This is a genomic window from Acidimicrobiia bacterium (assembly GCA_035471805.1).
GTDB lineage: Bacteria > Actinomycetota > Acidimicrobiia > Spongiisociales > JAHEDJ01 > JAHEDJ01.
Genome location: DATIPS010000023.1, coordinates 120,961 through 139,787, shown reverse-complemented (window position 1 = coordinate 139,787; position 18,827 = coordinate 120,961). Strand labels below are relative to the sequence as shown.

17 protein-coding genes are annotated in these 18,827 nt (G+C 63.7%); 6 read left to right on the top strand and 11 right to left on the bottom strand.

What is annotated here, in order from left to right:
• Positions 1-52: 52 nt before the first annotated feature.
• A complete protein-coding gene (locus VLT15_05345; GenBank protein HSR44644.1) occupies positions 53-1,135 on the bottom strand; it encodes an alcohol dehydrogenase catalytic domain-containing protein in 1,083 nt (360 codons plus the stop codon).
• 20 nt (positions 1,136-1,155) lie between these two features.
• Positions 1,156-2,349 carry a pyridoxal phosphate-dependent aminotransferase gene (locus tag VLT15_05340; GenBank protein ID HSR44643.1) on the bottom strand — a complete coding sequence of 398 codons (1,194 nt, stop codon included), beginning with the start codon at positions 2,347-2,349 and terminating at the stop codon, positions 1,156-1,158.
• A gap of 63 nt (positions 2,350-2,412) precedes the next feature.
• Between VLT15_05340 and serC the strand changes: the two genes are divergently transcribed.
• Together serC and VLT15_05330 are read left to right on the top strand one after the other, a co-directional pair.
• Positions 2,413-3,528 (top strand): phosphoserine transaminase, encoded by a 1,116-nt coding sequence (gene serC / locus VLT15_05335; GenBank protein HSR44642.1) that lies wholly within the window; start codon positions 2,413-2,415, stop codon positions 3,526-3,528.
• Positions 3,529-3,533: 5 nt separating this feature from the next.
• Positions 3,534-4,004 carry a DUF4339 domain-containing protein gene (locus VLT15_05330; GenBank protein HSR44641.1) on the top strand — a complete coding sequence of 157 codons (471 nt, stop codon included), beginning with the start codon at positions 3,534-3,536 and terminating at the stop codon, positions 4,002-4,004.
• Positions 4,005-4,038: 34 nt separating this feature from the next.
• Here the strand turns inward: VLT15_05330 and VLT15_05325 are convergent, their stop codons facing one another.
• The gene (locus VLT15_05325; GenBank protein ID HSR44640.1) at positions 4,039-4,701 is read right to left on the bottom strand and encodes a hypothetical protein; all 663 of its coding nucleotides are present in this window, start codon (positions 4,699-4,701) and stop codon (positions 4,039-4,041) included.
• Positions 4,702-4,824: 123 nt separating this feature from the next.
• Between VLT15_05325 and pruA the strand changes: the two genes are divergently transcribed.
• Positions 4,825-6,372, top strand: coding sequence for an L-glutamate gamma-semialdehyde dehydrogenase (gene pruA, locus VLT15_05320; GenBank protein ID HSR44639.1), 1,548 nt, complete (start codon positions 4,825-4,827; stop codon positions 6,370-6,372).
• 61 nt (positions 6,373-6,433) lie between these two features.
• On the opposite strand, the gene VLT15_05315 is transcribed toward pruA, so the two are convergent.
• Both VLT15_05315 and VLT15_05310 read right to left on the bottom strand, forming a co-directional pair.
• Positions 6,434-6,736 (bottom strand): YtxH domain-containing protein, encoded by a 303-nt coding sequence (locus VLT15_05315; protein ID HSR44638.1) that lies wholly within the window; start codon positions 6,734-6,736, stop codon positions 6,434-6,436.
• A gap of 83 nt (positions 6,737-6,819) precedes the next feature.
• Positions 6,820-7,647 carry a lamin tail domain-containing protein gene (locus VLT15_05310; GenBank protein HSR44637.1) on the bottom strand — a complete coding sequence of 276 codons (828 nt, stop codon included), beginning with the start codon at positions 7,645-7,647 and terminating at the stop codon, positions 6,820-6,822.
• Between the two features lie 66 nt (positions 7,648-7,713).
• Here VLT15_05310 and VLT15_05305 point away from each other — a divergent pair, with 66 nt between their 5' ends.
• Positions 7,714-8,490, top strand: a complete 777-nt coding sequence (locus tag VLT15_05305; GenBank protein ID HSR44636.1) for an alpha/beta fold hydrolase — start codon at positions 7,714-7,716, stop codon at positions 8,488-8,490.
• Between the two features lie 54 nt (positions 8,491-8,544).
• Here VLT15_05305 and VLT15_05300 read toward each other — a convergent pair whose 3' ends face one another.
• From VLT15_05300 to VLT15_05285, 4 genes are all read right to left on the bottom strand, one after another.
• Entirely contained in the window at positions 8,545-9,903 is a 1,359-nt protein-coding gene (locus tag VLT15_05300; GenBank protein ID HSR44635.1) for an FAD-dependent oxidoreductase, read from the bottom strand.
• A gap of 10 nt (positions 9,904-9,913) precedes the next feature.
• Positions 9,914-10,279, bottom strand: a complete 366-nt coding sequence (locus tag VLT15_05295; protein HSR44634.1) for a LapA family protein — start codon at positions 10,277-10,279, stop codon at positions 9,914-9,916.
• Positions 10,276-12,450 carry an MFS transporter gene (locus VLT15_05290; GenBank protein HSR44633.1) on the bottom strand — a complete coding sequence of 725 codons (2,175 nt, stop codon included), beginning with the start codon at positions 12,448-12,450 and terminating at the stop codon, positions 10,276-10,278. The genes VLT15_05295 and VLT15_05290 overlap by 4 nt, the downstream gene beginning before the upstream one ends.
• Before the next feature lie 79 nt (positions 12,451-12,529).
• Positions 12,530-13,804, bottom strand: a complete 1,275-nt coding sequence (locus VLT15_05285; protein ID HSR44632.1) for a cystathionine gamma-synthase family protein — start codon at positions 13,802-13,804, stop codon at positions 12,530-12,532.
• Positions 13,805-13,919: 115 nt separating this feature from the next.
• Between VLT15_05285 and VLT15_05280 the strand changes: the two genes are divergently transcribed.
• Together VLT15_05280 and VLT15_05275 are read left to right on the top strand one after the other, a co-directional pair.
• The gene (locus VLT15_05280; GenBank protein HSR44631.1) at positions 13,920-15,158 is read left to right on the top strand and encodes a PQQ-dependent sugar dehydrogenase; all 1,239 of its coding nucleotides are present in this window, start codon (positions 13,920-13,922) and stop codon (positions 15,156-15,158) included.
• Positions 15,159-15,199: 41 nt separating this feature from the next.
• Positions 15,200-17,113, top strand: coding sequence for a S9 family peptidase (locus VLT15_05275; GenBank protein HSR44630.1), 1,914 nt, complete (start codon positions 15,200-15,202; stop codon positions 17,111-17,113).
• Between the two features lie 117 nt (positions 17,114-17,230).
• On the opposite strand, the gene VLT15_05270 is transcribed toward VLT15_05275, so the two are convergent.
• Together VLT15_05270 and VLT15_05265 are read right to left on the bottom strand one after the other, a co-directional pair.
• Complete coding sequence (locus VLT15_05270; protein HSR44629.1) at positions 17,231-17,929, bottom strand: hypothetical protein; 699 nt, start codon at positions 17,927-17,929, stop codon at positions 17,231-17,233.
• A complete protein-coding gene (locus VLT15_05265; protein HSR44628.1) occupies positions 17,929-18,753 on the bottom strand; it encodes a CPBP family intramembrane glutamic endopeptidase in 825 nt (274 codons plus the stop codon). Before VLT15_05265 ends, VLT15_05270 begins: the two co-directional genes overlap by 1 nt.
• Between the last annotated feature and the right edge of the window lie 74 nt (positions 18,754-18,827).

The window sequence follows — 18,827 nt, the reverse complement described above, 5'->3', positions numbered from 1 at the left end:
GCCCAGGCAGCAATACTCGAGCGGCGCGGAATCCAAGCGGCGGCGGGAGACGTCAGAAGGTCACCGCCACCGCCAGGAGCTCGTCCCGACCCAGCACACCTCCGGCCGCCTGCATCGCCCGACCGGCCTCGGCCAGTGGGAACTCATGGGTCACGATCTGGTCGATTCTGTCGTCGGTCGCCAAATGGCGGGTCGCCCAGTGGTAGCCGGCCGAGCTCGCTCCGAATGCACCCCGTACTGTCAGTTCCTTCACCACCACGATGTCTGAGAAGAGCTGATGGATTGCATTGGTTCCCTTTGTCGATGCCAGCACGACCCGGCCCCCGGCGCGCACCAGGTCGAGGCCCATGAAGATCGCCTCCGGGTCGTCGCTGGTGACGTCGACAACGATGTCGGGACGAGCTCCGAGCGAGTTGGCCACGGCGCTGCCCACATCTCCCGACTCGATGTCCACCACCATGTCGGCGCCGAGATCGGAGGCCATCTTGAGCCGATCGGTATCGTGAGGTAGGCCGGCGACACCCACCCATCCGGCACCTGCGGCCTTAGCTGCGATCAAAGCGGAAAGGCCGCGCGGCCCCGGGCCGAGGATGAGCACGTTCTCGCTGAACTGCAGCTGGGGAAGTTCGACCGCCCAGGTGAACCCGGCTGCGAGCGCATGGGCAAACGTTCCGACCTCTGCCGGTATGTCGTCTGAGAGGGCATGGAGTCGGGCGCCGGGATCCAGGTACACGTACTCGGCGAGGCCTCCCCACAACGCCGGTGGCTCCTTCGACGAAAGGTGGCCGTATGCGTTGATCGGGCGGCGGAAAGTGCAGCTCGAAACACCGTTGGTACACCTGCGACAGGCACCGCATCGTATGGAAGTCTCGAGAACGACCCTGGTGCCGACCGGAAACGGAATCGAATCGTCCGCCGCCTCTGCGACGCGCCCGACGATCTCATGTCCGGGGATCAATGGGTAGTCCAGCCTGCGATTGGTTCCGTTCCATGCGTGAACCTCGACGCCGGAGATACCGGTCGACTCGACGGCCAGCCAGCCGCCGGTTTCGATCCTTCCCATCGGAAGTCGAGTCGGGGTGAGCCGGCCGGGACCGACCAGCAACATCGCTCTGGCAGTTGTGCCCGTCAGCATGGTCGGGAAGTGTACCGGCGTCACATAGCCAGGAAATCGGCGAGCCGGCCGACCCCTCTCTCCAGGTCGGAATCGCCGAGGGCGTACGAAAGGCGGGAGAACCCGGGGGCACCGAACGCCTCGCCGGGAACGATCGCCACGTGGGCTTCCTCGAGTATCAGCCCGGCGAGTTCCAGGGTCGAGGTCGGACGATGCCCGCCGATGTCGTTGCCGAGCAGTGCCTCGAACGACGGGAAAGCGTAGAAAGCCCCCTGCGGTTCGAGCACTTCTACCCCGTTTATGCCGCTCAGCATCGAGTACATCTTCCGGCGCCGGCGGTCGAACGCCTTTCGCATCTCCTCGACCGGTTCCACCGGTCCGGTCAATGCGGCCAGTGCCGCGGCTTGTGAAACGTTGGCGACGTTTGAGGTCGAGTGGGACTGAAGGTTGGCTGCGGCCTTTATGACGTCCGGGGGCCCCACCATCCAGCCGACCCGCCATCCGGTCATGGCATAGGTCTTTGCCACACCGTTGACGATGATGCAGCGATCCTGTAGCTCCGGGACCAGCCCCGCCATGGATGAGAAGGCGGTCTCACCGTAGACCAGGTGCTCGTAGATCTCGTCCGTGATCACCCACACGTCATGCTCGGCCGCCCACCGCCCGATGGCTGCTATCTCCTCCGGGGGATAGACGGCCCCGGTCGGGTTGGACGGGGATACGAAGATCAAAGCCTTGGTGTGCTCCGTCCTGGCGGCTTCGAGTTGATCTACGGTCACCTGGAAACCGGTTGAATCGTCGGTGGCCAGGACGATCGGCACACCACCGGCCAGACCAATCGCCTCCGGATAGGTGACCCAGTAGGGAGCCGGGAGCAACACTTCGTCGCCCGGGTCGACGATTGTGGCAAGCGCCGCGAAGACGGCGTGCTTGCCGCCGTTGGTGATCAGGACGTTTCCCGGAGAGGCTTCATAACCGGAATCCCGCAGCGTCTTGGCTGCCACCGCTTCCCGGAGTTCCGGCATACCGGCGGCCGGGCCGTACTTGTGCATCTTGGGGTCGCGGCAGGCAACGACCGCGGCCTCCACGATGTGCTCCGGAGTTGGGAAATCCGGTTCTCCTGCGCCGAATCCGATCACGTCGATACCTTGCGCCTTGAGCACTTTCGCTTTGGCGGTAACGGCCATCGTTGCCGATTCGGCGATCGAACCGATGCGATCTGAGATGCGGTGCATGCGAATTCGCTTTCGTTGCTTCAATCGACTGTGATGTCGCTGAATCGAAGAATAGTGGTGACGATGCCCGGCCAAATCGAGATACCTCAAGACCTCCTGCCGGCCGACGGACGGTTCGGATCGGGGCCTGCGAAGGTCCGGAGCGAGGCACTCGAATCCCTCCTCAGCGTCGGGTCCGGCTATCTCGGCACGAGCCACAGGCGCCCGGCCGTCAAGGACGTCGTCGGTCGCATCCGGTCCGGCCTGCGTTCGCTCTATTCGCTTCCCGACGGTTACGAGGTAGTGCTGGGTGTCGGTGGTGCCACTGCTTTTTGGGATGTCGCGGTGTTCGGGCTGATTGAAGAGCGCAGCGAGCACCTCGTGTTCGGCGAGTTCTCGGGCAAGTTCGCGGCCTCGGTGGCGAGGGCCCCACATCTGCGAGACCCCCTCATCGTCGAGTCGCCTCCGGGCACCCATCCGCAGGTCGCTCCAGACCCATCGGTTGACACGTATGCCTTAACTCACAACGAGACGACTACGGGTGTGATGATGCCGGTCGGGCGGCCGGACGCGCCGGGGATCGTCGTGGTCGACGCCACTTCTGCCGCGGGGGCGATGCCGGTCGAAGCGGGGGAGTTCGACGTCTATTACTTCTCGCCGCAGAAGGCCTTTGGTTCGGAGGGCGGTCTGTGGGTGGCACTGATGTCCCCTGCCGCGCTCCGCAGGGCCGAGTCGATCGATGATTCCGGCCGTTATGCGCCCCCTTTCCTCGACCTGCCGGCCGCAATCGACAATTCTCGCAAGGATCAGACCGTGAACACCCCGGCTCTCGCCACCCTGTTCCTCCTGGCCGGGCAGATTGAGTGGATGATCGAGCGAGGCGGGCTGGCCTGGTCCGCCGGTCGAGCCGTGGAGAACGCAGCTGCCGTGTACGGATGGGCCGAATCGGTTCCGTATGCCGATCCCTTCGTGGCCGAGCCGGCGGAGAGGTCACCGGTCACGGCAACCATCGATTTCGTTGGGGTCGACGCGCTCGCGTTGGCCGCGATCCTGCGCTCGAACGGCATTGTCGATGTGGAGCCGTACCGCAAACTCGGTCGGAATCAGCTACGGATCGGCATGTGGCCTTCGATCCCCATCGAAGACATCGAGGCGTTGATCGCTTCGATCGGCTACGTCGTCTCGGCTCTCGACTCCTGATCGTCATGACGGAGCGAACCTGGTTCTACCTCGTCGGTAGTGGCCCCGTGGGGCCGGTCGCAGAACCGGTCGTTCGCCGTTTGGCTTCCGCCGGGCACCTCTTCACGGAGTCATTCGTCTGGACCGACGGTATGGCGGCCTGGACGCCGTTGGGCGAGGTGGATGCTTTCGAAGGGCTGGCACGTCCGGCTCCGCAAGGCCATGTTCCACCGTCACCGGATCGATTTGCCGACCTGCCCGCCGGGCGTTCCCGTTGGGCCGGCGTTGCCGCCAACCTGGGTTGGCTCAGCGTCCTGTTGCTGCCGGCCCCGCTGGCGGTGGCGGCCGGCGTGACGGCACTGCGCGAGATACTCGGATCGGAGGCTCGCGTCGGCCGCCGGTTGGGTGGAACCCCGCAGGCCGTCTTCGGCATCACGATGGGTACGGTCTTCACCGCTGTATTGGTCTGGGCGATCACAGCCGCCGCCCTCCGCTGACCGCAACTCGCAACTCGCAACTCACAACTCGCGACTAGATCCCCACATCGATGAGCAGGCGGTGTGGGCGAAACACCGAACGGTTGAGCGGTGACAGCTCTGCCAGCGGATGGACGATCACGATGATGGTACGGCCGGCGGCCTTTGCCTTGAGGGCAGAGTCGGCGATCCGGGACGTCGTCCAGAACCGCGACTTAGTGCTGGCCACGCCCGGAGCGAGCAGCACCATCGCTTCCTCGGGAGGTGCAACGGAAATCGGGAAGTTGAGATACCCGAGACCTTTCGATATCGCGCGCCGGTCCGTGAACAACTGAGCTCGCGAGTTGCCGAGCTGCGAGGCGGCTTCCAGTACCGAGAGAGTCGACTTCCCGAGCGAGGTGACACCCATCGACTCGTAGTGGGCGACACGCAGGCCGAGATCCGAGCTCCATGTCTCATCCTCGAGTTCCGCGATGGCCAGCTGCAGCGCCCTCCGTACCCTGTTCGGATCCGGATCGAGGGCGCGTTCGGTGATGGCGAGCAGAAGCGGTTGATCGGGTCGGCGGGTTCGGAGCATCCGGGCGGCTTCGAGACCGGTTTCCATCCAGTCCTTCTCAACGAGCTCGAGCAGGCCTTCAGCAGCGCGGAGTGTCGTGTCGACGGGGTCGGACCACTCGTCTTGAGCGGCATCCCTGAGGAGCTCGAGAGGCCCATTCATGAAGTTGCTTCCAGGCTCGCGATGTGCATGGCACCTCCGCGCGTCAACCTAGTCCTCACGATGGTGACGCGCCGCTCGACATCGAATAGGCTCACAGCGACGCAGATCCCGGAGGTTGCCGAAGTGTTCGAACCGTTCGCCAATGAGCCGTACAGCGATTTCTCCATCGATGAGAATGCCGCCGCCTACCGCGCCGCCATCGAGGGTGTGCGCGCGGAGCTCGGCGGCCATTACCCGTTGATCATCGGCGGTGAGGCTGTCGATACCGACGATCGCATCGAGAGCGTCAACCCCGCCAAGCCTTCGGAGGTCGTGGGTACTGTGGCGGCTGCGACGCCGGAGCTCGCAGGACGAGCGATCGAGGCAGCTTGGAAGGGGTTCGCCGAATGGTCGGCGATGACTGCAGAAGCCCGCGCCAGAACCGTGATGAAGCTGGCGGCCATCCTGCGGAGGCGCAAGCTGGAGTTCTCGGCATGGCAGACTCTCGAGGCTTCGAAGAACTACTCCGAAGCTGAGGCCGACGTTGCCGAAGCCATCGACTTCGTCGACTACTACGCCCGGCAGGCCCTGGCACTCGCCCGGCCGGTGGCGGTCTCCTCCTTTCCCAATGAGGAGAACGAGTCACATCTGATTCCGCTCGGCGTGGGGGTGATCATCCCGCCGTGGAACTTCCCGCTGGCGATACTGGCAGGGATGACCATCGGTCCCGTTGCCGCCGGCAACGCAGTGGTGGTCAAGCCCGCCTCGACGACTCCGGTCATTGCCGCACAGTTCATGACGGCCGTGGAGGAAGCAGGGTTTCCGGCCGGAGTCATCAACTTCCTGCCGGGCGCCGGCAGTCTGGTCGGGGACACGCTGGTCGACCACCCGCGCACCCGCTTCATCAACTTCACCGGATCCAAGGAAGTGGGCCTGCGCATCGCCGAGCGGTCCTCGAAGGTGAATCCCGGCCAGATTTGGCTCAAACGTGCCTATATGGAGATGGGTGGAAAAGATGCGCAGGTCGTCGACGAGACGGCAGACCTCGAGGCGGCGGCCCGCGCCGCGGTAGCAGGCGCCTTCGGGTTCCAGGGTCAGAAGTGCTCTGCCTGTTCCCGGCTGATAGTCGTCGACGAGGTGCACGACGAGGTTCTCGACAAGGTTGTGCGATACGCCTCCGAACTCTCTATCGGTCCTGCAACGGAGAACAATCAGGTAACCGCCGTCATCAGCGGAGGCCAGCATCGGACGGTTCTCGAGGAGATCGAGAAGGGAAGGCAAGAAGCCAGGCTCGTTCTGGGAGGGTCGGCGGTCGAGTTGGACGGTGGCTACTACATCGAACCGACGATCTTCGCCGATGTCGATCCGGAACATCGGCTCGCCCAGTTCGAGATCTTCGGGCCGGTCCTGTCCGTGATCCGGTCACGCGACTTCGAACATGCCGTCGAAATCGCCAACGGAACTGAATACGGCCTGACCGGCGGCGTGTTCACCAGGCGACGCGATCGTATCGAGTACGCCCGCCGCAACTTCCACGTCGGCAACCTCTACATAAACCGGAAGATCACGGGAGCTTTGGTGGCGGTTCAGCCGTTCGGCGGTTTCAACATGTCCGGTTCCAATGCCAAGGCAGGCGGCCCCGACTATCTACGACTGTTCATGGAGATGAAGACCGTCGCCGAGCGCTGGTGAAATTGCATCGAGGGTGCACCCGGAGGTGCACCCTCGAACTGCGTCGAATGCCGGAGGCAGGTCAGCCGTCGAGTTGGTCCTTGACCTCGTCGACCTTGGCCTCTGCTGAGTCGGCGGCGCCTTCGGCAGCCTCTTCCACGGCACCGGCGGGTTCGTCGCCCTCGCCGCGCATGTCATCGATCTTGTCCTCGACCTTGTCTTTGATCTCACCGGCGAGATCCTTGGCCTTCTCGAAGGCTTCGCCCGCTGCTTCCTTGGCCTTGCCGACCACGGGCGCGGCCTTCTCGCCGAGATCCTCGACCTTGTCCATCGCCTCGCCGGCAGTTTCCTTGGCCTTGCCGAACCAGCCTTTGAGAGTTTCCATGAAGCTCATTTTCTGGGGCCTTCCTCTTTGAGTGATTGAACAGCCCTATTGAACCACACCGGGTACGGCGCTGTGGCGCCCGGTCAGTATTCGAGGCGGCCGGCGATTCTGCCTTCCGGGTCGACGAGGAAACCCACATCGCCGGAGTTGTTCCAAACGGGCCCCGAGGCGCACCAGTAGAGGTGGTCCCTTCCGTCGGTTCCGCAGCCGGTGGAGATCCGGACGGTGGTTGAGCCGCCGATCGTGAAGTCGGACGGGAATGAGTACCGGTGCGTGGACCCAGCGTCGCGGATCGACCACCCGGTGAGCGAGACCGGCCTCCGGCCGGTATTCGCGATCTCGATCCATTCGTCGTTGAGGTTCTCGTCGTCGCGTCCGGATGCATCTGCACGGATCGAATCGATTCTGAGTTCGCTCGTCACCGTGCACGCCGCAACTGCCCACATTCCCTTTCCGGTCGCAATGGCAAGATCCTGGGCCCGGTCGAGGTCGGAAAGGAGTGACGTGTTCGGCTCGTAGGGGCGTGACATCGCAAACCCGTCCGCCACGAGTTCCAGGTTGACCAGCGTGTCCCCCCTGTACAGGTACCGCAGCAACCTCCCGTACTGATCCAGCGGTTCGGCGTCCTCCACGAGTGTTACCGTCTGATTCAGAGTCAGAAACTCGAGTTGTTCCCGGGCCTCCGGCCCGAAGCACTCGTCGGTTTCCGGTGCGTTGATACCGATCAAACGGATTCTGTGCCGGGCACCGTCGATCCGGGCGACCAGGCTGTCCCCGTCGACGACTTCTACGACCAGCGCCGGTATTCCGTCCGGAGGCCCGGCCGACGCTGCGCTACCTGCTTCCGCGTCGACGGATTCCGAGCACGCGGCACCGAGCAGAATCAGGGCCACGAGGAGACTGCGGAACACCGGGTCATTGTATTGGTGGCGCCGGCCGGCGTCGCCCGTTTGGTTCTTCGAGGCTACGCTCGGCTCATGTCAACAGATTCACTTTCGTATCGCTCGACCGGCAACGGGCCGCTCGCCGTGTTTCTGCACGGCTTCCCGATGGACCATCGGCTCTGGGATCAGGTAGTTGCCCACCTGGGCGGCTTGAGACGGTGTGTTGCGGTCGACCTGCCCGGTTGTGGCGCATCTTCGATGGACGGTGCCTCTTCGATTGACGAAATTGCAGATCGGGTGGCTTCGCTCATCGCGGAACTCGGAGAAGCAGCAGACGTAGTCGGATTGTCGATGGGCGGCTACGTGCAGTTGGCTCTCTACGAACGCCATCCGCAGACGGTTCGATCACTTGCTCTGATGGATACGCGCTCTGAGGCCGACACAGAGGAGGGGCGTGCCGGGAGGATGGCGCTCATCCAGGAGGTCGAGGCCTCCGGAGTCGGGGGGTTGGCGGACAGGCTGGCCGAAGGATTGCCATCCGCCGCCGCAGCCCCCTGGGTGAAGAGACGCATACGCACCATGGCGGAGGATTCCCCGCGCTCCGGTGTCGCGGCCGCCCTGCACGCGATGGCGTACCGACCCGACCGAACGGCCCTCCTCGGGTCGATCGCCGTTCCGGTCCTGGTACTGGTGGGCAGCGAAGACGAGTTGACTCCGCCGGAGGGGGCTCGCAGGATGGCCGGTGCTGTGCCCGGGGCCAGCTTCGTCGAGGTTCCCGGCGCCGGACACGTTCCGCCCCTGGAGCGTCCGTCTGCGGTGGTGGAGGCGCTGCGAGAGTTCTGGAAGGCGGGGGGAAGTTCTGGGCTCTAGGTTTTGGGTTCTGGGTTCCGAGGCGCGAAATCAGATCCTCGGGGCCGATTGCCGCTAACCCTTTGCGGCTGTCGCGGCCACCTTCCGCGCCGCTATATTCACCGGGTCCCACACGCCCGAGAAGGGCGGTGAGTAGGCCAGATCGACCATTGCCAGATCCGACGCCGTCATTCCACTCCACAACGCGCTCGCAACCGTGTCGATGCGTTTCCCCGCACCCGGCCCGCCGATGATCTGGGCTCCGAGGAGCCTGGTGGTCCCTCTCTCAGCAACCATCTTGATTCGCATCGGAGAAGAACCGGGCCAGTAGTGGGCGGCGGTGCTGCTACCGACCTCCGCCGCAACGCAGTCGAACCCGGCCGACCCGGCTTCGAATTCGGTCAGGCCGGTACGGGCGATCTCGAAATCGTGCACCTTGGTTATCGCAGTCCCGAGGATCCCCGGGAAGGTGGCGTCGCCCCCACCGAGGTTGATCCCTGCCACTCGGCCGGCCTTGTTGGCGACCGTACCCAGATGAACGTTGACCGGTGATCCGCTGATACGGTGGAACGCATCAGCACAGTCTCCGGCGGACCACACGCCGTCCACTGATGTGCGTTGATGGTCGTCCACGGTGACGCCCCCCGATGCCCCGAGGGGAATGCCCGCCTCGGCGGCGATTCTGGTGGCAGGCCGGCTTCCGAGAGCCAGAACAACCAGGTCTGCCTGAATGCTCCGGTCGAAACAGCCCGCCCCGACGACCTTTCCGTCGCGACCTTCGAGGCACTCGACCTTGTGCCCGGTGATCAACTCGATGCCCATCTCCTGCAGGCGGTCACCGACCCTGGCCCCCATGTCCGGGTCGAAGGTTCGCTCCAACACGGTCGGCATCATCGTGACGATCGTGGTCTCCAACCCGAGAGTGTTGAGGGCTTCGGCTACCTCGAGTCCTATGTATCCGCCGCCGACGACTACTGCCTTGCGAGCACCGCCGGTTGCCACCGCCCGCAGCGTCTTTGCGTCATCGAGGGTTCGCAACTCGTACACACCTTCGAGGTCGACGCCCTCGATCGGGGGGCGCAACGACTCGGATCCCGTGGCGTACAGGAGGTGGTCGTATCCGATCGTCTCCTCACCGGCAGGCCCCCGGAAGGTCACCTTTCCTGCGTCCGTGTCGATGGCGGTGGCCTCGTGATGAAGGCGGGCGTCGATCGAGACCTTCCAGAACTGTTCGGGAGTCCGAACCTTGAGGTCCTCGAAGTCCTCGACATCACCCGACACGTAGTACGGCTCACCGCAGGCCGAATAGCTGACGTAGCCGCCTTTCTCCAGCACGATGATCTCGAGTTCATCGGGTCTGCGGCGACGTCGAGCCTGGCTGGCTGCGGACATCCCCGCTGCATCTCCCCCGACGACTACCAGTCGTTCAGGCATGTTGCTCTACTCAATCTGAGAGGCGCTCGGCGCGGAGGCGCTCGAGTTCCCTCCGTTCGGCCAGGGTCTTGCGGCGCCGGCGCCGCCAAATGAAACCGACTGCCTCATCGAAGAGTACCGCCACAACTGCGGTGCCGAGGATGATGGCAATCAAAGGGGCTCTGCCGTCCCAGCCCAGAAAGTTGAGGGTAACCCGTTGAGTGTTCTGCGCGGCCAGCACGGCGAGCGCGGCAACGAGCACGAGACTCGCGATCAGGCTCCAGCGGACTCCGGTCCCGTCGTCGTGAACCTGGCGCGGTGGCTCCGAGGCCGGTTCGGAGACCGGACCCACGCCGGCAACTGCGAAGTCGTCCCAATCATCGGAGTTCTTGCTCACTGCCCGTCCTCCCGGTCTTCGCCCAAAAGGCGCCTGTCGGCTTCCATTGCAACCCTGCGCCCCTCATCGACGTCGACTCGCTGAAGCAGGGCAATACCCACTATGAAGAAGACGATGAGGCTCAGGACTGCCGGCCGGCTGTTGCCGAATAGGGCTACCGCGCCGGCGAAGATCACCGGTCCGAGGATCGACGAGAACTTCGACATCACCGAAAAGAACCCGAAGAACTCGCCGCTCACCGAGGTTGGAGACATCGATGAATAGAGGCTGCGGCTGAGCGCCTGACTTCCTCCCTGAACCACCGCCACCATCCAGGCGAGATACCAGAACTCGATCACAGCATCGAGGAAGAATCCCCAGATGGCGATGAATGCGTAGGCGATTAGCGCCAGGATGATCGCCCGCTTGGTGGTCATTGCGTCTGCAACGCCGCCGAATAGTCGCTTGCCGAAGAGGACGGCAAGCGCCAGTCCTGCCAGTTCGACGACCAGCAGGCTGCCGAGAATGAACCCTAGATTGCTGGACCTGACGGGGGGTAGGACCTCGAACTCCCCGATGGCGACCGTACCCCCGGTCGACCGTATGGTCAGAGTGTGGAGGCCCGAGGAGCCGGCATCGATGGTGCTGCGAACACCGTACCGAAGGGTCTCGTTGACGGCATCGATCTCGACCAACTCGTCATCTTCGAAGAGCGGCTGCCCATCGATCTCGACAGACCAGATGCCGTGGTCGGGTCCGGTACGGTGCGTGAGTTTGACCTGCCGGCCGTTGAAATCGAAGGAGGCTTCGGCCGCCTCGTCGGCCGTGGCGGCATAGGGAATAGGGTCGGAGGCGGTGAGCACGATCAACTGTCCCAGGGCAGCGATCAGCAGGGCAACGAGGCCAACGGTGGCGACGCCGATCACCGACCAAGGGGGTGTCGTCGCTCCGGCGGCCCGCCGGCGGCGCGCCACCGCCCAGGCCAGCGCCAGTCCCACGACGGCCGTCACCAGGAAGTACGGAGTGACCGCCCCTGCGGCATCGCTGAGACCTGTCGTCTGCTCGGCGACTGCTTCCGTGCCGACCACGTCCCACCGGCCGGACAACTCGACTGCCCCGTCGGTGATGCCGTACGTGCCCTCACCGACCGATGAGCCGGAGGCGGTGTAGGCGTCGGGTGCCGCTCCGACCGAGTCTGAGGGCAACGCTCGAGCACCGACGATACCCACCAGCGGCAAGGCGACGATGTTGAAGACGATGAAGGCGAGGAAGGTGGCGCGATTCGCATCGTCGCCCTTCGGTATCCGACCGAAGATGAGACTGAACGGAATCCCGACGAACTGGACCAGGAGAATGGCGAGGATCAATTCGGTGGTGCCGAAACCGAGTTCGGCGCCGTAGATGACCGCCACCCCGATGATCGTTCCGATGCCGTCGTTGTAGATGAGAAAGGCAATCAGGTACTTGAAGAGTTCCTTGTATTGCCTGATGTTCTGGAGGGTGTCGCCCAGTCTCGAGAAGCTGGCACGAATGATCGTGCTGCCGGGGCGCAGGTCGCCGCCGGCCGAGGGTGGCTCCGGTACGCGGCGAAGTATCGGAATGGAGAAGACCGCCCACCAGATCGCCACAGACAGGAAAGACAGGCGAGCACCCGTCTCGGATCCGAGTACGAAGATCATGACCACGTTGGCGGCGAGCAAGAGGCCGCCGCCCAGGTACCCGATGGCATAACCGCGCGCCGAGACCGCGTCCTGGTCTTGATCGCGCGCGACGTGCGGGAGCAGCGAGTCGTAGAAAACGTTGCCGGCCGCGAATCCGACCCGGCCGACGATGAAGAACGCAGAGGCGAGGAGCCAGTCGCCGGTCCCGACCAGCACGAGCAGTCCCGTGCCGAGAACACCGACTCCCACGAAGATCGATAGGAGTTTCTTCTTCCCGCGCATCACATCTGCGATCGTGCCGAGGATCGGTGAGATGAGGGCGACAATGATCAATGAGATGCTGAGTGTGGTGGTCCAGTAGGCGGTGGCGACGGCCGCGCTCGGGAGACTGGCCCCCGCAACCTCGCTGTAGTAGGCGGGAAGCACGGCTGCGAGGATCGTCGTGGCGAACGCGGAGTTCGCCCAGTCGTACATCGTCCACGCACGGATGCGCTTTCTGTAGGTCGTCTCATCGATCGGTCGTGCGCTCATCGTTCCTCAACATTTCGGTTCTGAGTTGCTGGGTTTCGCCGGCGCCGGTCCTCCCGGAACCTGGAGCCAACCCCTTGCTTCATACGGCATTCAACGCTTGACCGAGATCCAGGATCAGATCATCAGGGTGTTCCACCCCGATCGAGACCCGTACCAGACCTTCGGTGACTCCCAAGCGGTCCTTCTCCGCGCGCCCGACGTCTGCATGGGTCATGCTGGCCGGGTGTTCCGCCAGTGACTCTGTGCCGCCGAGCGACACGGCGAGATGGACCATCTTGAGAGCATTGAGAAAGCGGAACGCTCCGGCTTCGCCGCCGGGAACTTCGAAGGAGATCATCGAACCGGATCCGAGGCACTGGCGCTTGTAGAGGTCGAACTGCGGATGACCTGCGTCGAGGTGGCCGAGGTAGCGGAGATTGATGACCTTCGGGTGCTCTCGAAGGAAGGCAGCTACCCGTATGGCGTTTTCGGCCTGGCGGTTCATGCGCAGATGGAGGGTCTCGAGACTGCGGAGGAGTAGCCACCCGGTCCAGGGGCCGACCATCGTTCCGAGGAAAGTGCGCATTGCCCGGACCGGCGCCATCATCTTCTCCGACCCGAGAGCCGCGCCGGCAATCAGATCCGAGTGCCCGCCGATGAACTTGGTCGCCGAGTAGAGAACGATGTCGGCTCCATGATCGAGCGGCCGCTGAAACACCGGTCCGAGGAAGGTGTTGTCCACCGCAACCGGCACACGATGATCGTCCGACGAATGCCGGGAGGCGAGTTCGGCTCCCATTGCTATGTCGATCAGGTCGTTGGTCGGGTTGGCCGGGGTCTCGATGAGGATCAGGCCGAGGCGCTTCCCCGGGGCCTCGTTCGATAGTCGCGCCTCGATCGACTCGACAGTGTCTCGACAGTCAAAGGCGACCGGGGTGATGTCGAACTCGGGGAGTACATAGTTGGCAAGGTGATCCGTACCGCCGTAGATGGGTCGGCTGTAGAGGAGAACGTCACCGGGACGGAGGTAGGCCCAGAGCGTTGTGCTTATCGCCGCCATACCCGATTTGAACGCCGCGGCAGACTCGGCTCCATCCCACAGCGACAGCCTGTCTTCGAGGATCTCCAGATCAGGGTTGTTGAGCCGACTGTAGATGAGCCCGATACCCTCGCCCTCGTTGGCCTCGCGCAACCCGTAGGCGACCTCGAAGAACGCTTTGCCCTCCTCGGCAGTCTGGAATACGAAGGTGGAGGTCTGGAAGATAGGGCTCTTGAGCGACCCCTCAGACCACGCCGGATTGTATCCGTAGCTCATCATGAGGCTCTCTGGATGGAGCCGCCTCCCCTCGATCGAATCGTCCCATTTCGCACACATAGACCGACGCTCCTGATCGATGGCTCGGCCACCAGCCTACCGGCTCAACCCACCGTTTTGCCTCCAGTGTGCGTCTGAAATGTCCCTTGCTCCGAAGCGTCGTTACCCTTACAGAATGCGTCGATGGATAGCCTGGATCATCCTGCTCGCCGCTTGTTCCGGGAACGTCCAGGAGGCCGTTTCCGTTCCGAGCACGTCCGGCACGAGCTCCACCTCCCCGTCGACCAACCCGGTCGCGACCGATCAGTCCACCACCACCACCACCACGACCACCACCACCACCGTCACCAGCACGACCACGACGACGACCGTCACGCTCGATCCGCTCCTTGGTCTGGCCTACCGGAAGATTGCCGGTGATCTCGATTTCCCCGTGTTCGTCGATGCGCCCACCGGCGACTCTCGACTGTTCGTCGTTTCGAAAGAGGGCCGTATCTGGGTTTCGGAGGGAGGGCCGGTGCTCGACGAGCCGTTTCTCGACATCGCCGATCTCGTTCGCAACGAAGGTGAACAAGGTTTGCTGGGCCTCGCGTTCGATCCGGCGGTGGAAGACCGCTTCTTCGTTCACTACTCGGACATCCGCGGAGACACCGTGCTCGCCTCGTACCTCTTCTCCGCCGACCCGAACCGCGCCGACCCATCCTCAGGTCGGATACTGTTCACGGCCGATCAACCGGCTTCCAACCACAACGGCGGCATGCTCTCCTTCGGTCCGGACGGACACCTCTACCTGGCCCTCGGCGACGGTGGGCGGGGCAACGATGCCTTCGGCCACGGGCAGCGCAGCGACACCGTGTTCGGAGCGATCCTCAGGTTCGCCACCGATCCATTCGGGCCGGCACCCGGGAATCCATTCGATGAGGTGTGGTCGTACGGTCTTCGCAATCCGTGGCGGTTCTCGTTCGACGGTGAACTGATCTACGTCGCCGACGTCGGCCAGAACTCCTTCGAAGAGATCAACGTGGCTCCTGCCGCGGCACCGGGATTGAACTACGGGTGGCCGATCGTCGAAGGTCTCCACTGCTTTTCACCGCCGACCGGGTGTGACACGACCGGCATCACGCTCCCGGTCGTGGAGGTTGCCCACGGCGACGGAGGAGCCTGCTCGATCACAGGCGGATACGTCTACCGGGGTGATGCGATCCCCGAGTTGAACGGTCACTACTTCTACTCGGACTATTGCGGCGGATGGCTCCGCAGCTTTGCCTGGAATGGCTCCGAGGTGACCGAGCCGACCGACTGGACGGCAGACGTCGGTTCCATCGGCGGAGTGACTTCCTTCGGCACCGACGGATTCGGCGAGCTCTATGTGACGGCGGGCGATTCCGTCTACCTCGTTGTGCCGGTCCGGTGACTGTCGATCCCCTTCCGTCTTCCGACCGGTAGGGTTGTCCCATGCCTGCTACAGCTCCCTACGGCGCCTGGAACTCCCCGATCACTCCCGCGATGCTGGCCGGCGGCCAGATTTCGTTCTGGGAGCTGACTTCCGACGGTGTTGATGTCTATTGGGGAGAGTTTCGAGCTTCGGAGTCCGGCCGCGTTGCGCTGATGCGGTGCCGGGACGGCCGCATCGACGAGATCGCCCCCGGATTCAATGCCAGGACCCTCGTCCATGAATACGGCGGGAGTTCCCTGGCGGTCGACCGCGGCAGAATCGTCGCATCCTCATTCGAGGATCAGCGCATATACAGGCTCGACGGTCGAGAGCCGCGTCCGATCACGCCGGAACCTCCGGGACCTCGCGCATGGCGGTATGCGGACACGGTCTTCTCCGGCGACCGTCTGATCACGGTGCGCGAAGATCACACAGCGGAGGGGGAGGCCCGCAACGAACTGGTGCTCGTGGACTCGGAAGGGGCCGGGCAACCGGTCGTGCTGGTCACGGGCCACGACTTCTATGCGTCACCGCGGGTCAGCCCGGACGGGTCGCGACTGGCCTGGCTGGCGTGGGATCACCCGAACATGCCTTGGGATCAGACTCAGCTGTGGACCGCCGACCTGCACGGCGACGAGCTCTCGAACGCGCGGCGCCTGCCATCAGCCGGCGAGTCGTTCTTCCAGCCCGAGTGGTCGCCGGACGGGGTTCTGCACATCGTGTCCGACCGGTCGGGCTGGTGGAATCTCTACCGGGTCGAAGGTGACTCGCTCGAGGCCCTCCATCGGGCCGACCGCGAGTTCGGCGAGCCGGCATGGCTCTTCGGATTCCGGACCTACGGCTTCCTTCCCGACGGCCGTGTCGTTGCCAAGGCGGCAGATGACGGACTGTGGTCGCTGGTCATCATCGAGAACGGCGAGGCCCGGCCGATCGACCTCGATGACAGAAAAGCATCGAGTCCGTTCCTGGCTGTGGCCGGCGGAAGGATCTGGACGACGATGGGAGGTGCCGTCGAGCCCATGGCCCTTCTGTCGGTGGATCCGGCTGGATCGTTCGAAGTAGTGAAGCGGGCTTCTCTCACCGGCGTGGACGAGGGATACATCAGCCGGCCCCGCCCGATCGTCTTTCCGACCAGCGACGACACGGTCGCTCATGGGTTCTATTACCCGCCGACGAACCCCGACTACGAGGCACCCGATGGGGAGCTCCCCCCTTTGATCGTGTCGTCGCACGGTGGGCCGACGTCACAGACCCGGGCGGTCTTCAACCTCCACGTGCAGTTCTGGACGACCCGCGGGTTTGCCGTGATGGACGTGAACTACCGCGGTTCAACGGGATACGGAAGGGAGTATCGAAACGCTCTCCAGGGCCGCTGGGGTGATGCCGACGTTGTCGACTGCGTCAATGCCGCCAGGTTCCTGGCGGCCGAAGGCATGGTGGATCCTGCCCGTCTGGCTATTCGCGGTGGTAGCGCCGGGGGCTATGTGACCCTCTGCGCACTCACATTCCACGACGTGTTCACCGCCGGAGCGTCCTATTGCGGCGTCGCCGACATATCCGCGCTCATGGAGACGACGCACAAGTTCGAGTCTCGCTACGACGAGTCGCTGATCGGCCCGATGCCCGAGGCCCGCCGGCTTGCCCACGATCGTTCTCCGATCCATTTCGCAGACCGGGTTTCTTGCCCGGTGTTGATCATTCAGGGGGCTCAGGACCCGATCGTGACGCCCGACCAGGCGGAGGTCTTTGTCGATGCCATGCGTTCGAACAACCTCCCTCACTCGTATCTCCTGATCGAGGGGGAGGATCACTTTCTGGGCAAGGCCGAGACGATCATCGCCACACGCGAAGCCGAGTTGTCTTTCTACGGGCAACTCTTCGGATTCGAACCTGCGGGCGAGATCGCACCGGTGAGGATCGAAAACTTCGGATGACGCGGATTTCTCGGCAATGTGAGTACTGCTGGTGATGCACAGTATTGCTGAGAAAGTGGATCGTAAGTTCTCGGCAATACTGTTGTTGCCTGAGATCACCGGCATTGCCGAGAAATGTCAGACAATGTCGTCGGTGGGGGACTCCTTCACTCCACCTCTCCAGGCGAGCACCGGGTCGGCTCCGGCGGGCGGCCAGTAGCGATCCCGGCGGTATGCCCAGTACTCGAATGGGTTGTCGTAATAGGCCAGCGTGAAGACCGATTTGAAAACCGACCGCCGGGTAGAGAGGCCGATCATCAGTCCGAGCAGGCCGGCGACGACCGCCCAGGCCGCATAGAGGATCGGAAACAGCGGGCCGAACCACCGTTGTTGCCACACATGCAGCATCTCGTGACGATCTACGAGCAGGCGTCTCCGCGGGCCGCCAGTACCGTCCAGTCCCGAGACACCGTCTGCATTGGTGATCACGTTCCCGATCGCCGATGCGAATCCGGACCTGATCCGGTACCCGCCTTCGTACACGTGGCGGCCCCGCCTCAGACTTAGATCGGCGCGATACCTTCCCGATGGCATGGCGGCCTGCAGTGCGTGGATGAGGGTGGAAGCCGCAGTCCCGACGAGCCCCCATGTCGAGTCGAGGACGAACCCGATCCACCCGCTCGGTGTGCGCCAGGCGTAGATGCCTCGCAATCCCGAAATCAATCCGTTAGCTCCCGCGACCAGCGCGGCCGGTATCGCCAACCCGAGAGGTAACCCGACGATCCATCCGAGAATCGCCGCGCCGGCCCCCGCCAGGGCAGCTTCCGTGCTCCTCATCAGATCAGCCCTTTGTGAGCGAGGGAGAGAACGTCCATGGTTCCGGCGATTGTCACGTGCAGTGCGGCGCCCCACCAGACCGATCTGGTCTTCAGGCTCATCGTTCCCAGGATCGTTCCGCCGAAGATCGCGCCGATGGCCTCCAAGAGCGGTTTGCGGAAATGGATCATCGTGTACGGCACCACCATGATGACCACCGCCATGTACCCGAAACGGTGCTTCAACCCGTGGACCATGAAACCTCGAAAGAAGAACTCGAGGGCAACGAACTGGAGACCGTAGAGCACCCACCAGATCCAGAGGTACGGCCAGAAAGGTTGTCCGGGGGTCAGGTCGTAGAACGGGTACTTGGCCTGGAACCCGTCGGTGAACGAGACGGCGACTATCAGGGGGATGCTGACCGCCAGGAGGCCGATGTAGACCCCCGCGTGTTTGAGGGAGCCCCCTGCCCCGAAGTCGACCGGCTTCCCTCCCAGGCCGTATCTAATGGCCAGCAGCGGGAGTGCGACGTACGCAGAGATCTGGACGACGGCCCACCAGGCCAACCGGTTGAACTGTGCTGCATCGGCAGTTGTGAAGAGAGATTCCACCCCGCCAGCACCGAGGAATCCTCCGATTCCGGCGATCCATTTCCAGTCGGTCCCGAAGTTGGTGATGAGCAACACAACCACCGAGGTGATCAAGACAATGGTGGCGCGGCGATCGGCCGACTCCGGGGGAGTCGCAGAACGGTATTCATTCGATGCTTCGTCGGTTTCCCTCCGGGTGGCCGTCATATACGTGTCCCAGAGGCGACGTGCGATCGTTGTCGTGGTGATCTGCATGGAAGAGGAAGGGTAGTGAGACGTGGACCTGCGGCTGAGCCCTCGATTGAGATTCCGTACCTTGTACCTTGTAC